12 protein-coding genes and 2 pseudogenes are annotated in these 14,987 nt (G+C 38.0%); 5 read left to right on the top strand and 9 right to left on the bottom strand.

What is annotated here, in order from left to right; translation table 11 throughout:
- Positions 1-224 precede the first annotated feature (224 nt).
- Genes AC6CHI_RS03760 through AC6CHI_RS03750 form a run of 3 tightly spaced genes read right to left on the bottom strand, consistent with a single transcriptional unit; the run spans position 225 to position 3,164 of the window.
- Entirely contained in the window at positions 225-500 is a 276-nt protein-coding gene (locus tag AC6CHI_RS03760; protein ID WP_498119489.1) for a hypothetical protein, read from the bottom strand.
- A 16-nt stretch (positions 501-516) separates the two neighbouring features.
- Complete coding sequence (locus AC6CHI_RS03755; RefSeq protein ID WP_498119488.1) at positions 517-2,646, bottom strand: STAND family AAA ATPase; 2,130 nt, start codon at positions 2,644-2,646, stop codon at positions 517-519.
- A 29-nt stretch (positions 2,647-2,675) separates the two neighbouring features.
- Positions 2,676-3,164, bottom strand: a complete 489-nt coding sequence (locus AC6CHI_RS03750; RefSeq protein WP_498119487.1) for a toll/interleukin-1 receptor domain-containing protein — start codon at positions 3,162-3,164, stop codon at positions 2,676-2,678.
- A 371-nt stretch (positions 3,165-3,535) separates the two neighbouring features.
- Between AC6CHI_RS03750 and AC6CHI_RS03745 the strand changes: the two are divergent.
- Positions 3,536-3,670: pseudogene (locus AC6CHI_RS03745) on the top strand (transposase); the annotation flags it as partial.
- Between the two features lie 35 nt (positions 3,671-3,705).
- Here the strand turns inward: AC6CHI_RS03745 and AC6CHI_RS03740 are convergent.
- From AC6CHI_RS03740 to AC6CHI_RS03725, 4 genes and pseudogenes are all read right to left on the bottom strand, one after another.
- Positions 3,706-3,973 (bottom strand): annotated as a pseudogene (locus AC6CHI_RS03740) (DDE-type integrase/transposase/recombinase); the annotation flags it as partial.
- 205 nt (positions 3,974-4,178) lie between these two features.
- Positions 4,179-5,822, bottom strand: a complete 1,644-nt coding sequence (locus tag AC6CHI_RS03735; protein WP_498119486.1) for a hypothetical protein — start codon at positions 5,820-5,822, stop codon at positions 4,179-4,181.
- A gap of 227 nt (positions 5,823-6,049) precedes the next feature.
- Complete coding sequence (locus tag AC6CHI_RS03730) at positions 6,050-6,835, bottom strand: pseudouridine synthase (protein WP_498119485.1); 786 nt, start codon at positions 6,833-6,835, stop codon at positions 6,050-6,052.
- 393 nt (positions 6,836-7,228) lie between these two features.
- Positions 7,229-8,371, bottom strand: a complete 1,143-nt coding sequence (locus AC6CHI_RS03725; protein WP_498119484.1) for a catalase family protein — start codon at positions 8,369-8,371, stop codon at positions 7,229-7,231.
- 593 nt (positions 8,372-8,964) lie between these two features.
- Between AC6CHI_RS03725 and AC6CHI_RS03720 the strand changes: the two genes are divergently transcribed.
- Positions 8,965-9,435 carry a hemerythrin domain-containing protein gene (locus AC6CHI_RS03720; protein ID WP_498119483.1) on the top strand — a complete coding sequence of 157 codons (471 nt, stop codon included), beginning with the start codon at positions 8,965-8,967 and terminating at the stop codon, positions 9,433-9,435.
- 395 nt (positions 9,436-9,830) lie between these two features.
- On the top strand, positions 9,831-10,394 hold the full coding sequence (locus AC6CHI_RS03715) for a M23 family metallopeptidase (protein WP_498119482.1): 564 nt from the start codon (positions 9,831-9,833) through the stop codon (positions 10,392-10,394).
- A 55-nt stretch (positions 10,395-10,449) separates the two neighbouring features.
- Here AC6CHI_RS03715 and AC6CHI_RS03710 read toward each other — a convergent pair whose 3' ends face one another.
- Positions 10,450-11,649 (bottom strand): YbfB/YjiJ family MFS transporter, encoded by a 1,200-nt coding sequence (locus tag AC6CHI_RS03710; RefSeq protein ID WP_498119481.1) that lies wholly within the window; start codon positions 11,647-11,649, stop codon positions 10,450-10,452.
- A gap of 108 nt (positions 11,650-11,757) precedes the next feature.
- Complete coding sequence (locus AC6CHI_RS03705) at positions 11,758-12,360, bottom strand: flavin reductase family protein (protein WP_498119480.1); 603 nt, start codon at positions 12,358-12,360, stop codon at positions 11,758-11,760.
- 157 nt (positions 12,361-12,517) lie between these two features.
- Between AC6CHI_RS03705 and AC6CHI_RS03700 the strand changes: the two genes are divergently transcribed.
- Both AC6CHI_RS03700 and AC6CHI_RS03695 read left to right on the top strand, forming a co-directional pair.
- Positions 12,518-13,906, top strand: coding sequence for an L-cystine transporter (locus AC6CHI_RS03700; RefSeq protein WP_458891506.1), 1,389 nt, complete (start codon positions 12,518-12,520; stop codon positions 13,904-13,906).
- A 158-nt stretch (positions 13,907-14,064) separates the two neighbouring features.
- Positions 14,065-14,889: a PhzF family phenazine biosynthesis protein gene (locus tag AC6CHI_RS03695; protein ID WP_498119479.1), complete on the top strand. Its 825-nt coding sequence runs from the start codon at positions 14,065-14,067 to the stop codon at positions 14,887-14,889.
- Positions 14,890-14,987: the final 98 nt, after the last annotated feature.

Genomic DNA, 14,987 nt, shown 5'->3' with positions numbered 1-14,987 from the left:
CCTTTAAAAATAAAGGCTTACTAATTTAGCTATAGTGTTGGTCACATTTTTCATCAAGGTTAAGGGGATAATCCGTTACCCCAAGGATAACAACTATATTGTTCAGACATAGCTATCAAAGATCATACATTTGAGCCGTTCATAAAAATTCATTTCCAACTCCAGTTTACTCAGTAATACTATGCAAAGAACAGATGTCTTAGACATCTGTTCTTATTTATCCGTTACAGGGCGTCGATCAAAGTGAGGTTTTGGGCATTACATTGCGCCTTGACCTGTTCCATTTGTTCATCTGAATACTGTTCTAATCGTTCAGAACATTTGTCAACAAAACGCTCGATTGATGATGCTTCACGAACCGAAAATGGTCCGCCAACATTACCACCACGACTTGCATAAACCACTTTGTTTTCACTATTGAAGCCTAAAACAATACGCTCTTGATTATTTGGGGTTCTAAATAACGATCCTCGTTGTACATCTTGTTCTTGAATTGACATGTTTTCTCCTTATAAATTATTCGGGCATAGGTAATAAAGTATGTGTATTGGATTTAATTTGATTGGCTACAGGAATTTCAAGAAAATCCTGAATCCACTGTTTATCTTGGAAGTCCAAATTATGTAGGTATGCATGATTTGCTACAATAGATTTAAGCAGTGACATAACAAGAATATTATTGGAGTGTTCCTTTTTGATTAATTTAATTGATGGCTTTGGTAGTTTATGGCTAACAAGTAACTGCGAGTACAAATTAATTAAAAGATAAGCTGCTGATGGCTTTTTATCGCCATCAGTTGCACACATAGAACTACTAATATGTATTAGCTTGCTATGAGCAGTAGACTGTGAAATTAGCTGAATCATATAGAAACAAATACCAAAAATAAAATTGTTAATCATTTCTTTGGTTAATTCTTTAGCTTCACTTTCTGTTATATCTTCATTGTTCTCCAGAACGACATTAAGTAAAAGTTCCTCTAAATCATCTTCTTTATCATTAAAAATACTTAGATAGAAATTCAATACCTTTAAACCAGTGTCATAAGAAGAACTGAGGATATGCTGTAAACCTTGAATTTGAATAGAAGAATGACGGTTCTTTGCAATTTGACCTAATACATCAATGCTTCTCAAAGCAGATGTGGCTTGTTGAATAAGCTCAAATTCTTGAGAGGTATCAAGCGTTCTTTCATTAATATCATTCGAGTTTAATGAGTATTCAATAGGGGAGAACTCACCAAGTTCTTCCTCCATTTTATCCTTACGTTCTAATAAATCTGCACGCTGTTCTTCTGGACTTTTATCATTGTCCAGAGCTATTTTTAAGAGTCGATCACCAATAATTTGCTTATATCCTAAGGTAGCATTTAAGGACATATCAAATGTCGTCACATGTGATAATAACTTTGTCGCATGTTGCAAAATTTCATCCAATAAATCTGTACCACGTAAATGATGTACTAGAAAAATTAAAATATTAGCATTCTGTTCGTTATGAATATTTTCACAGAGATAAGTTATATCTGCCTGTAATGTTTTTGAATTATCCGATAAGTGTTTCGCACATGAGAAGTAATACAGATACTTCTGAGAAAACTTCAAAGAGTCTTTATCTGGGGAAACTAAAATCCCAGATTTTATTAATACATCTTTCAGGTTACTAGGTGGAACATATAATTTACTATATTCAGCTAAAACCTCAGAGAATTCTTCATCAGATATACTATCAATCTTCAATTTATAGAAATAGTAAGCTAAGTAGGAAAGGAAGTTTAAAACACCATCTAATTCTTGCATTCCTACTTTTGCTTTACTGAGCATTGCTGTTATCAAGACGTGATAGCATTGACCATAAGATGTTAGAGAATAGTTGCCATTTGTATGCGACAGATTCTCTAAGGTCTGCATAATACTAAGAATATAAATGGGTCTTGAATCCATAATATTCTTTTTCATTATGGAGTCGAACTGACGTGAAAAAATATCAATACGATTATACACCTCATCGCTGATTAAATTTTCATCATTTTCAGATTCTAAAAGGACCCATTTCTTAATTAGTTCATATCGCTTTTTATATCCAAACGGCTGAATTTCAACCTCATAGAAGCCATGTTTTAAATATTTATTTTGCTCATGGATGATAGATTTTTTATCAATGAAAAGTACGACTTGTTTGAAATCTTCCGACAATACCTTTAGTAGATTGTCTAAGTATTGAGGCTTTAACTTTTGCTTCTCGAAATCATCAATAAAGATAGTGTACTGACTAAAGTCAGCTATTGGATTCAAATTATATTTATCAGTGTACTTTTTAACCAACTCAACAATATTAGTATTGTTAATATCTGTACCATTCAGAATTATTACTTTTTCATTAGTATTAATCGAATCCTGTGCCAATTTTTTGAAAAGGGATGTTTTCCCTGTTTCTTCTGTACCACGAAAATAAACTAGCTTGAACTTATCGAGGACCTCTTGTGGTGTCCAAGAAGGTTTCTGAATAGTGGAAATATCATTAATTATTCGTATATCAGGGTATACGAATAATTCTTCTAGTGTAATAAAGTCTTTCTTGGCATGGGTGATATGTATGCCTAAATTGTTCAGGTAATTAGATAATTGGTTAGTCTCAGGAACCATTTGTTCGTGGCTAATACTTTCACTAATTATTACTTTTTTTTTTCGTCCATAGCATTACTTCGTATGTGGTGAATGACATCCATCAATTCATCCGTAATATCTGAGAATACCTCGTCCCGATCATCCCAATCTTTTAAAGGCTTACCATCTTTGGGTTGACATAAAACCTTTCCAAAAAAAGTATGCTTCCATGGACATTTTCTTAGGATAATAGGGAAAATATTAGCTGTGCCAATTTTTCTCTTTTCCAGTGCATCTTGCAGCTCTTTATTGATACAGTAGTCTGAATTCAAATATTCTGGGCTAACCATACAAATCATGAGGTTCATTTCAGTAAGAGCCGCTTCAATAGTGGGTCTTAAGTCTTGACCTGTCTTTATATTTTTATCAACCCACAGATTGGCGTTACTCAAATTGTTAATCGCAGGTTTGATAAACATTAATAAATCATCTAAAAATTTTTTATCTTCATCGTTTGTATGGCAGTAGCTAACAAAAATATTTATTTCTTGACTCACTTAATTCCTCGTTTAAATCTTAATTCAAGTATTTATTTTTAGCTAATATACATCATTGCTAATTTATGTTTCAAGTTAAAGACAGTTTACACTCTACTAAATGACAATTTAATCTATTTATATTTTTAAAAAAAATTAACTTCTTAATTTTAATATCTATTAAGCAGTTTAATATAAAGTCTATATTGCTTAACTTTAAACGGCTTTGTTGCATAAAGTCCTTAAAGATAGAGTTCTCCTAAGCAACTCAAATTTAAGTTACAACTTGGGTGAATAGCCACCGAAAATTTAGACACACATAGCCCGATTATCGACTGCCACCACTCTCCTAGACAAATATGGTCTATTCTTTTTGCATAGGAGAAAACATTATGAGTGGACAACGTTATACCCCAGAATTTAAAGATGAAGCTGTAAAATTGATTAGTGAAAGAGGATATTCTGTCAGTGATGTTGCAGAACGTTTAGGTGTATCACAGCACAGTATTTATAAATGGCTAAAGTCCGTATAGCCTTTACGCAACAATCATGATGAACATGAACTACTTTCAAAATTATGATGCTTCAGAAAGGTCTGCCATTCATGACTAGTATATTGGCTACCTTGGTCTGAATGAATTAAAACCTTGCTTCTGTAGTTTTCTGCGCCATAACACCATCAATAATGCATCAAGAACTAAATCTGTAGTGATTCTAGATTTCATCGACCATCCTACAACCAAATGAGAAAACAGGTCGATAACTACAGCCAGATATAACCAACCTTCATGAGTACGGAAGTACGAAATGTCTGTCACCCACAATTGATTATGTTGGGAATCTTGAATTTCAAGGTGCGTTAAGAAACATAAAAAGATTTATATGTCTTATATAATTCCAACTAGAGATAACCAAATTTAAAACACTACAGTTGAGTAAAAATAGACTCCCTTGAGAGCCTATTTGATATGTTTTATATATTTACAAGTACTAGTAATAACGAATGCGTCGGCTTTTTCATTTATATACGCTTTTTTATACTTGATTCAACATTTTGTGTTTAGGTGTAAGGGAGGTTGTTCGGGAATAGGTTCCCGATTGATCAGAGTTATCTAGTTTTAAGTTGTATGAATAGTAGATGTCTTTTCCTTCATACGTAGTAGTAGTTTTAACTTTCGAAAAAATATGTTGTACGAAGACGGTCTTTGATATTTTTTGATTAAAGATATTATCAATTTTAATTTCTTCACCACGTTCAATCGTGAATACTTCTCCATTAAAAATTTCAATTGGTTGTAGTTTTTCAGCTTGAAGAGTAATCTCACTAGTGAACCCATCAGTTAAAATGACATCCTCATACTTTTGAATAGTTTCATAAATTTGTTGGTGTTCTTCCGCAGAGAAATAAACTGTGCTGTCAAAACAAATATTTAGTCTTAAAATTTTACATAACTGTCTACAGTGGTGTGTGTAGTGCAAGATAGTTAAAATCCCTTCAAATAGTTCATCGTTCACTTTATTTTTTGACTTAAAAATCTCATGTCCATTCACATAAATTTTGACAAAGAACCCGTCAGATTCAGATAGATTTTTATATAATTTATATGCTTGATCAAAGTATTTAAGCATTAATAAATCCTTATTCTGCCAGACTTGGAAGTCCAACGTCATGGTGGTTTCTCGTCTATCATCTTTTACAAGAATTGGTGCTTTATCAATTTTGAATTTAACTAAACCATCATATTTTTGTGATTCAAAAGAAAAGGTGGAATCTCCAATAAAGAAATCATCTTCAAGCGAAACGAGTGTATTCTCATTAGAGTCCTGAATCTCTACTATGGCTTCCATTTTTGTTGAAGGGTCAAGCGTGACCATACCATTTGCGACTTTTTGAGGAAGTATAAGATTTAGCCCATCTGAATTAGAAGTAAACTCATTTACACCGAAAGTTACGGTTTTCCCATGTCTAAATAGATCCTCTAGTTTTAGGCGATGTTCCTCTGGATTGCTTGGAATAATTTTAAAAGAAATAGGATCATCTTTACTTAACTCTGTTGTTCGTATCTCAAAGTGATTACAGCCATTGATGTATGAATATTTTACGTCAACACGGGGGTCAAGTTTTTGTATGTATTCATTAACTGCTTTTGCAACTTCTGTTAAAGAGCCTTTAAATTTCTCTGGAATGCTGAGTCCCATGCTCTGAAACATGGATTGTGTGACTTTTGCATTTACCTCACCTTCGGTGTAAAGCTTTTTGTTAGAATTTTCTCTAAGGCGGGTTTCTGCAATTTTTTTCCATTGCTTAAGAACGGGCACAGGGTATGCAGCAGCTTCTCGATCGATTTTTGTAGCGCAATGAGAGCATAGCCAAATTGCATTGCTAATATGCTTCCTATCTTTTTCTGTCATTGAACCATCATAACGGGGACCATTTGAAGCTGCAGCACAAATATGTGCTGCAATACCTGTATCCGTAGTTTTCTCGTCATTTGCAATTTGCGGTTCTAATGTCTGTTTGTGGCAGTCAGGATTTGAGCATAGATTACCTGCTCTACGGCGTAACTTATCTATGGTATCTTTAGTGAAGTTATCTCGAGAGGATGGCTTTTTAGGAGTAGCATCAGTAACCTGTGGTTTAGTTTTAGGTGTCGCTTTTATTTGCGATTTCATAGCCATGTAAGTTGTGAAACAAGTGTTAAATAAGTTGATTTTGAATCATTTGATGTTGAAGTCAACTATTCCAAATCACATAAAATAGTTCGATTGCTGAATACAAGGAAAGAATTGGAAGATATTTTAGAATTTTCTATAAGTGTAAAAATAGATTGTGTTAGAAGGTAGAGTAATAGATGAGTTCAATAAAATAAAAAGCCCACTTACGTGGGCTTTAAAACAATCAATTTTTAACGACCGCGTCCACGACCACGCGGAGCTTTGGTATTCGGACGTGTAGTACCATTGGTTTTACGTTTTGGCTTCTCGCTTTCGTCCATTTGCCAAATACGCTTAGTACCCGATTTTTTGGTAGAACCATCTTTGTTTTTACGAACGATTGGCTTACCACCCGTACCACCTGGTTTTTTCACATACGAACGCGAACGGTAAGGTTCTTCTGCTGGTACATCTTTAAAGTCAGGGTACAGTAAAGGTTCAATTTCTTTAGTTTCACCCGGTTGTAAACCTAATTGCACCAAGTCTATTGAGCCAATTTTAGTACGAATTAAACGTAAAGTCGGGAAGCCGACAGCAGCAGTCATACGACGTACTTGGCGGTTACGACCTTCACAAATTGAAATTTCAACCCAAGAAGTCGGAACAGAAGCGCGGAAACGTACAGGAGGATCACGCTCCCATAACCATTCTGGCTGTTGAACTTTGATGGCTTTAGCTGGCAAGGTCATGCCATCTTTTAATTCAATACCCTTGCGAAGTTGCTCTAAAGCTTCTTCAGTCACATCACCATCAACTTGAACTAAATAGGTTTTGTACTTTTTGTTTGCAGGATTGGTAATGTATTGATTTAGACCACCGTGGTCAGTTAAAAAAACTAAGCCTTCAGAGTCCATATCGAGACGACCTGCTAAACGCAAAGTTGAATCGTCTACAAAGTCAGACATTGTCATATGCGCTTCGTCTTTACGAAACTGAGAGAGAACGTCATAAGGCTTGTTAAGAATGACTATTTTCACTTTAACCTACTAAAAAATTTAAAAAATTTGTTTGGACTTGCTTGTGTTACCCGTTTGGTTACCCGTATAAGTGGGAGTAGGTCGGGAAGGGTAAGGAAAAAGCCCATGAGATGTAGGCTACTATATCAGATTTCGGCTGATGCTCCTCAATTTTATTCTTTACATCGGATAGGTAATCCTCTTTGTTCCAAAGCTTGGACATGTTTAGTAAATATTTGATTTCAGTTGCCCTACAGCAGATGCTTAAGTTGAACACATCATTGATCCATTTTGTCTTAATGCTTTAAGGCAATATATTGTTGAGAAAGTTCCATACCGATAAGGACTTCTTCTTTAGACATTGAATTATGAACTGACCATACGGTTTAGCCATATTTTCTTAATTTATTTTTATTAGGATGAGGGCTCCAATCTTTCAGTCGAATTCATTTCATGTCGGACGCGACTAATCTGCTCATAGATAACTTTACGCATTCGGTTTATCGCACTAAGGGGTTTGTGTTCAGCTAATGCATGCCATGGTGTAAAAGAGAGGTTTTCACAAAAATTATTTTGCTCCGGGGTATCAAATACTTGCTTAGGAATGCGAATCGTTGCCACCTTGTAGAAAGGGGCTTGGTCTTCTTTCCATTCAGTCATAGAGTCTTCGACGGACATGGCGCTGGATGTTCGAGGTTGTACTAAAAATTCCATGCACGCATCGCTTTCCTGAAAACTCGTGCGGAGTGCCTCCCTTAAGAAATCCTTATTAGGCCTAGCAGGCAAAGGGCTGACCACGGTCGAACAAGCTCGAACAGAATATTTTACCGCCTGACGTTGCTTACCTAATCCCAATTGATAGGGCACCATAGACCAGTATCTGGCTTGTAATGGATTTGAAATTTTATTTCTAGTATTTAAGGCAATCCAAGTGCCTTTTGCCCCTAATGCAAAAGGAATATGTAGTTTTTTTAGAAATTTGTCACTATTGATATCTTGTATGAATGATAAATAGCGAGCGGGGTCATTAGCAAAAAAGACTGGGTGGTTGATCATGATGAAATCTTGGGTAGAAGACGGTTCATCTGAAAGATTTTTACCAGATACTCCTAAAAGCTTGATTGCCATGCCGCGTGCATCTTTTTTAATATCCGCCTGTTTAGCATTACTCGATGCATTGGAAAAACGAATCCATGCTGGATAGGTTTTGCCTGGAATGAAAACACCTTGCGCTAGGGTGGGAGGTAATGTGTCATTTATTTGAAATTCTGCGCGTACGCAACCATGAGCTTTAGGGTGTGCATCACGTAGTGCGAGATCTGTGGCATATTGTTTACGAATGGACATTTCAATGCTGTTTGCAATTTGTTTAGCCGTGGCAGCCTCATTTGGATAAAGACTTTCACTTAAACTGGGATCTATATCTGGATAAACAAGCGCTTTGGTGGTATTCGGCACTACTGGTGCAGTGTTTGCAGATACGATAGTGGAAACACTTATGAGCAATACTGTGGGAAAAAGTAAACCTAAGAGCTCAGGTCTTTTGAAATTAGGCATTGATTGCCTCCTTGCTTCAAGCTGTTATTTTTAATTCTTAGATTTTTAGTCTGATGATGAAAAATGATTTAGATTTATTCAATATATAGAATAATCAGAATATCTGTGGTTTTTATTTATCGCTTCTTTTTTGAAAATCTCAATATTATGCACTTAAAAATTGGGTGATATTCATTCCATTTGGCTGTGAAGATTATTGTACTCATCTAAAGCGCTGGCTCTAGAGTCATGGGCATTTTTTGATTGAGTTTAAGAGAACTGGCATTTTATAAACTGTAGTTTTAGGGATAGATCATGCAGTTCCTTTTTGAGCAAAGATGAAATCTTCTTGTGCAATCGCTTTAAATACAGGGTGAGCGAGTTATTCTTTTTTACTTTTTTCTATTCAATAGCGCCTAAACATTTCGCCAATTGAGCTGGGGTTGCAGCTGTGATTATTGGATTTTTTTACATTAACAATGAACGGCAGTAAAAACACAATTTGAAAAAAATGGTAATGCATTACGCTTAAAAATAAAACAGTTTGGAAACTGATCATTTTATGGAGTATGTCCATAGTAGACGCATACATACGTTCAAGAGGGTTGATCGCAATGACAAGTACCACAATTTTTGAAGCATTAAGACAAAGTCATGATAAGCAGAGAATCTTGTCGCAACAGTTAATTCAAACCTCAGGGGATAGTGAAGAACGGCATGAATTGTTTTATGCATTAAAGAATGAATTGTTTGCACATGCCGTTGCAGAAGATCGATATTTTTATATTCCACTCATGATGACTGATTCAGGACTGAATATTACGCGTCATGCTTTAGCAGAACATCACGCGATGGATGAGCTATTAGAGCAGCTGACAGATATGGATTTTAGCCATCCGAGTTGGTTATCAATTGCCAAGAAATTATCTGAAACAGTGCACCATCACTTGAAAGAAGAGGAGCATGGTTTTTTTCAGCAAGCGGGAAAAATTTTAGCCGAGTCGCAAAAGACAGCCTTGGCTCAACAATATCTGAAGGAATACCGTCACTATTTAAATAAGCAAAAAGATAGTTTGAGCAGTTGATGGGGACATGCATCAGAATCTATCGGCATTTTTCTGCGTGTATTACAAAAAAAAGGTGTTTTTAACAAATATTTTAAATATATCTTTAACCAAAGTATTGTAAATAAGCTTCGTCTTTGGCAGTATTAGCACAAGATTTAAAGCTGATAGTTCCCTGACTTGTTTTAAATTTTTTAAAGCCTACTTGACTCATTTGTAGGCTTTTTTTTTGCTTTTAAAAAGTTCATGTTCAAATTGATTGCGGCATTCTACCCATCTTTTACCCAATACTAAAACAGGCATTTTTCAGTGCTCATCGTGGGTCTGGCACAAATATAAGATAACCAAAACACCCTATGGAGCGGTGCTGGACATCGTTACAATGAAGCCAATTTGAAAAGACTAGCATCATAAGAATGACCTCCAAATCTCGAATAATAAAATGTGTAACTGCGTTCTTCGTACTCAGTGTTTTACTCTCTGCCTGTAAACCACCTGCCTCGGGGCAATCGACCAGTTGGCGATATCCTGTTTTACAGTTGCAATTGGCTCGTCAAGATTTGCCGCAGCAACTTCCCATGCCTGTAGAAGGCGTGACGCCTCAGCAAATCAGTGATACTTGGGGTGCGGCCAGAGGCCAAGGGCGAAAACATGAAGGTATTGATATTTTTGCTCAACGCGGAACAGCGGTACTGAGTACAACACAAGGGATCGTGGCAAAAGTGGGGTTAGACAGTTTAGGTGGAAAAGTTGTTTGGGTGGTTGGTCCAGATTTAAGTCGACATTATTATGCGCACCTAGATGCTTATGCCCAGCAAATAGAAGTTGGGGACTGGGTGGAGCAGGGCACCGTGCTGGGTTATGTGGGCAATACCGGTAATGCTCAAAATACTCCGCCACATTTGCATTATGGTATTTATCGGAGTGGGCAAGGGGCGGTGAATCCTTATCCTTTTTTACATGCGCAAGAATCACAGTGAGATATTGTATTGCACCGGAACAAACACGCAATCAAATTTAAATGAGCGTGCCGTGTTACTCGGTCATGTGGTTACCGTGGAGCTTAGTACTGGCCTGTGGGCGGGTAAACCAAAATAATTGCAGCGTACCCAGTAACAGTACACTTGATGCAATCATAAACTGCTGTGGGTAGGACACTCCAAAATGCTGCAAGCTACTAAAGCTAATCCCTCCAATCAACTGAATGGCGGCAAAACTTAAAGTTGCCATACTCCAGAGTTTTTTATAAGCCAAACCGTACAATTGCAAAATGGTGTAAGACGTCAGGAAAACTACAGCAGGATTGAGCAAACCTGTGAGGAATGATGATAAGAAGGTAAAAACAGCTGAAAAGCTCAAGACCGCCATTAACACTGCAACGATATAAAGGCTATACAAGACTTTCAGTGCGGCAAAATTACCGAATTTACGCGCTAATATATAGGCACTATATGCCCCGAGCGCACTGCCTAAACCATAGAGTATCCAGTTGAAATTAATCCAGAATAAATTCAACTCCAAGACTTGGCTTAAATAATCAATCCAAAATAAGGAGTGCGGAATATAGGCAAAGGCACTACAAGCGTATGCAATCAGTAGACTGTAATAGATTGGATTGACCTGACTGGAATGGCTTTGGGTGGTAGCAATAGACTGCAACTGTGCCTGAAAAGGGCGGACCAGAATCCACAACACAGCACTCATGCTAAAAGCAAAAGCACATAAGATCAGCCAAGCAGTTGATGTCTCAATTTGATCGAGATAAGGCATAAACAGTGTGGCACACAACACCCCTAGGCCAATGCCACTAAAACCAATAAAGTTAATTTTGAAACGGTGCTGTAATTCGCTGCACTGCGCCACCACACTTGGGGACAGAATCATCAACAGTCCACCACTTATGCCCGAAATAAAACGCCAGACCAAGTACCATGTTTCAGAAAAATGCGTAAAGGCACAGGCCAACAGACTTGCTGAACCGCACAGGGCTGCCCCAAGAATGTAAAACGGCATTTGGGAATTTTGTGGCACTTTCATGGCCCAAAATGCTCCGACCAAATAGCCGAGGAGGTTGGCACTGCCTAGAATGCTGGCAAAATTATGACTCCATGCGTAGGCTTCGCGCGTGGAAGGTAATAATGCTGTATAGGAAAAACGAAGCAGACCAATGCCTAGACACATGCATAGACAAAGAAAGATGCTCAGTCGTAGTGTGGTAGAGAACGTCCTGTTCATATTATTTGACTTATTGTTTAAAAAATATACTTGAACTATAAGGTGAAAAATATAGAAAGACAATGCTGTACTTTTCATCTTTAGTTCAAGTCAGCAAACACTTCAGTATTAGGGTTTGGGTTGTGCTGATTGAGCCACAACCGCATCGCCAATACTGTAGTAATGACCACCAGCGACATGATGAATACTTTTCCATGATGGGTCGGCTTCATGGTAATACCAATGTCCATCGTGGAACACACGGTCATCGGCATAAGCTGCAACCACGTGAGCAATAAATAAATCATGCGTTTGCTGATTGTGTGGTTCGGGAATTAATTCACAAATAAGCCAAGCGGCACAACCTTGCACAAGCGGGAGCTCGAATGGCTCAAGTGTGAACAGTGGTGTTTTGCAATGCTCAAGCTTGTTCGGGTCATCGAACTGGCTGATAGAACCCAGTGCTTGTACCAGTTCAAGTTGCTTTAAGGTCGGGACTTGCAGGGCGAAATAACCGGAATGTTCGATGAGTTTGCGGGTTTTGGTACTCTTGTCTAAAACAACGGAAACTTTGGCGGGAACCAACTCTAAGGCGCACGCCCAAGCTGCCGTCATGACATTGATCTCATCTTGATGGCGCGCCGATACCAGTACGGTTGGACCATGATTGAGCAGGCGATAGGCTTTAGAAAGTTCTACAGGTTGAATATGTGGAGAAATTGCTGTGGGCATGGTTGTGCAGAATCCTTGGTGGACAAGGTAAATATAATAACGCTGAACACAGCCCGAGTAGTTTAAATTTGAACACTTGGTAGAGAAGAAAAGGTAAAGCCAAAAGTCGAATAGTATTTTGTTTTATAATAAGGGTTATATCATTTAGGGAAAAGACATGAATATGCCCTTAATCATCAATGTCATCATTTTTGTCGCATTGCTGTTCTTATTAAGTCGGACACGGCATACCAACTGGAGTCTTGCCAAAAAAGTGCTTGCTGGCTTGTGTCTAGGTGTTGTATTTGGTTTGCTGTTACACCTTGTATACGGTTCAGGCTCCGCTATTCTTCAGCAGTCAGTGCAATGGTTTAACTTGGTTGGTAAAGGCTACGTCAAACTGTTGCAAATGGTGGTTATGCCACTGGTCTTTGTCTCTATTTTAGGGGCGGTTATTAAACTGCATGATGCAGGTTCGCTCGGTAAAATTAGTTTTATCAGCATTGGAACTTTGCTGGCGACCACTGCGATTGCTGCATTTGTGGGTATTGTGGTGACCAATCTGTTTGGCTTAACAGCAGCAGGGTTGGTACAAGGGACACAGGAAACGGAACGCTTAAATGCCATTCAGACCGATTATGTCGGGCAAGTGACTGACCTAAAAGTGCCTGATTTATTTTTAACCTTCATTCCAACCAATCCTTTTGCAGAACTGACGGGGGCTCATCCGACATCAATCATTAGCGTGGTGATTTTTGCGGTATTCTTGGGAATTGCAGGACTGAATCTGATTAAAGCAGATGCAGAAAAAGGGCAGAAACTCCTTGCAGCCATTGAACTTCTGCAAGCATGGGTCATGAAGTTGGTTCGTTTAATTATGACCTTAACACCGTATGGTGTGTTTGCGTTAATGACCAATATTGTCGCGAATTCTAAATTGGCAGATATTCTCAATTTAGGCGGATTCTTGGTGGCTTCCTATATTGGTCTCGGCATTATGTTTGCCGTGCATGCCTTGATTTTGCTCTTTACGGGTGTTAACCCAATTCAATTCTTTAAAAAGGTTTGGCCAGTGCTGACCTTTGCATTTACCAGTCGTTCTAGTGCGGCCAGTATTCCTTTAAATATTGAAGCGCAAACCCGTCGACTTGGTGTACCAGAATCAATTGCCAGTTTTTCGGCATCTTTTGGTACCACGATAGGTCAAAATGGTTGTGCAGGCTTATATCCTGCCATGTTGGCAGTGATGGTGGCACCAACCGTGGGTATTAATCCACTGGATCCGATTTGGATTTTGACTTTGGTTTGTGTGGTTACGCTCAGTTCTGTGGGTGTTGCGGGTGTGGGTGGTGGAGCAACCTTCGCTGCGTTAATTGTGTTGCCGATGTTGGGTTTACCGGTAACCCTGGTTGCTTTGCTTATTTCAATTGAGCCTTTAATTGATATGGGACGTACAGCACTGAATGTCAATGGTTCAATGACCGCAGGCATGGTCACCAGTCAGGTGTTGGGACAAACCAATAAAGCTGTGTTTGAACAAGAAAATGTCGATTTAACCGAGAACTAAATTCGCTATTTTTAACTTGAAAGCCAATATGTTGAATATTGGCTTTCTTTTTATGCGATATCGAAAAGACTCAAACTGTACCCATAATTGAAATATATTTGTATCTGTTATTTTTGAGCTGAACGGGCAAAATAGCAATCAAACAAAGGAGAATCCACATGAAGATGTATCAAGTCGATGCTTTTACACAGGCATTATTTAAGGGAAATCCTGCGGCAGTAATTGTGACTGAACAATGGCTAGATGAAACTCTGATGCAAAATATTGCTTTGGAAAATAACCTGTCGGAAACGGCATTTGTGCGCATGCTTGATGCAGAAAATTATGAAATTCGCTGGTTTGCCCCCACGGCTGAAGTTGATTTTTGTGGGCATGCAACTTTAGCTAGCAGTTTTGTGCTATTTAAAGATTTTACTCCAGCCAAAACGATCCATTTCCATGTGAAAAAATTAGGTGTTTTTGTTGTAAGTCAGGCGGATGATGGCAAAATTTGTATGAATTTTCCGATTCGCCGTGCAGAAAAAGTAGAAGATTATCCTGAACTTTTAACTCAGGCCCTCAGCAAACCTTTTAAAAATGTCTATTTGAACCAGCAGGCGTACATTGTTGAATATGAAAATGTTCAGGATGTGCTGGATGAGCAACCAAACTTAGAACTGTTAAAGCAGTTGGGTTCTTTACGTACCGCTATTACGGCACAGTGTTCAAGTGTCGATGTTGCCATTACTGCTTCAAATGCAGAGTATGATTGTGTGTCACGTTATTTTGCCCCTGCAATAGGCATCAATGAAGACCCTGTTACAGGTTCTATTCACACTGCAATAGCACCGTTGTGGGCAGAACGTTTGGGTAAAAATGAGCTCACGGCTTATCAAGCTTCAGCACGAGGTGGGGCTTTGTACTGTCGTATTTTGGAGCAAGACCGTATAGAAATTTCAGGTTATGGCAAACTCTATATGCAGGCGGAGTTATTCTTAGATTAATTATATTTGAACAAAGCAACACTCAAAACCGAGGGTTGCTTTGCAAAACTTCACTATAAATCCCAATTTTGATTCCGTAAGATAGTCAGCTTATACAA

Source organism: Acinetobacter sp. GQ146 (genome assembly GCF_059758585.1).
The sequence above is the reverse complement of the archived record's forward strand: the minus strand, read 5'-3'. Positions and strand labels throughout refer to the sequence as shown.

Bases quoted from the DNA above. Each gene is read 5' to 3' on its own strand.
- AC6CHI_RS03760 (WP_498119489.1), bottom strand. From the start codon at position 500: ATGTCAATTCAAGAACAAGATGTACAACGAGGATCGTTATTTAGAACC.
- AC6CHI_RS03755 (WP_498119488.1), bottom strand. From the start codon at position 2,646: ATGGTTCCTGAGACTAACCAATTATCTAATTACCTGAACAATTTAGGC.
- AC6CHI_RS03735 (WP_498119486.1), bottom strand. From the start codon at position 5,822: ATGGCTATGAAATCGCAAATAAAAGCGACACCTAAAACTAAACCACAG.
- AC6CHI_RS03725 (WP_498119484.1), bottom strand. From the start codon at position 8,371: ATGCCTAATTTCAAAAGACCTGAGCTCTTAGGTTTACTTTTTCCCACA.
- AC6CHI_RS03720 (WP_498119483.1), top strand. From the start codon at position 8,965: ATGACAAGTACCACAATTTTTGAAGCATTAAGACAAAGTCATGATAAG.
- AC6CHI_RS03715 (WP_498119482.1), top strand. From the start codon at position 9,831: ATGACCTCCAAATCTCGAATAATAAAATGTGTAACTGCGTTCTTCGTA.
- AC6CHI_RS03710 (WP_498119481.1), bottom strand. From the start codon at position 11,649: ATGAACAGGACGTTCTCTACCACACTACGACTGAGCATCTTTCTTTGT.
- AC6CHI_RS03705 (WP_498119480.1), bottom strand. From the start codon at position 12,360: ATGCCCACAGCAATTTCTCCACATATTCAACCTGTAGAACTTTCTAAA.
- AC6CHI_RS03700 (WP_458891506.1), top strand. From the start codon at position 12,518: ATGAATATGCCCTTAATCATCAATGTCATCATTTTTGTCGCATTGCTG.
- AC6CHI_RS03695 (WP_498119479.1), top strand. From the start codon at position 14,065: ATGAAGATGTATCAAGTCGATGCTTTTACACAGGCATTATTTAAGGGA.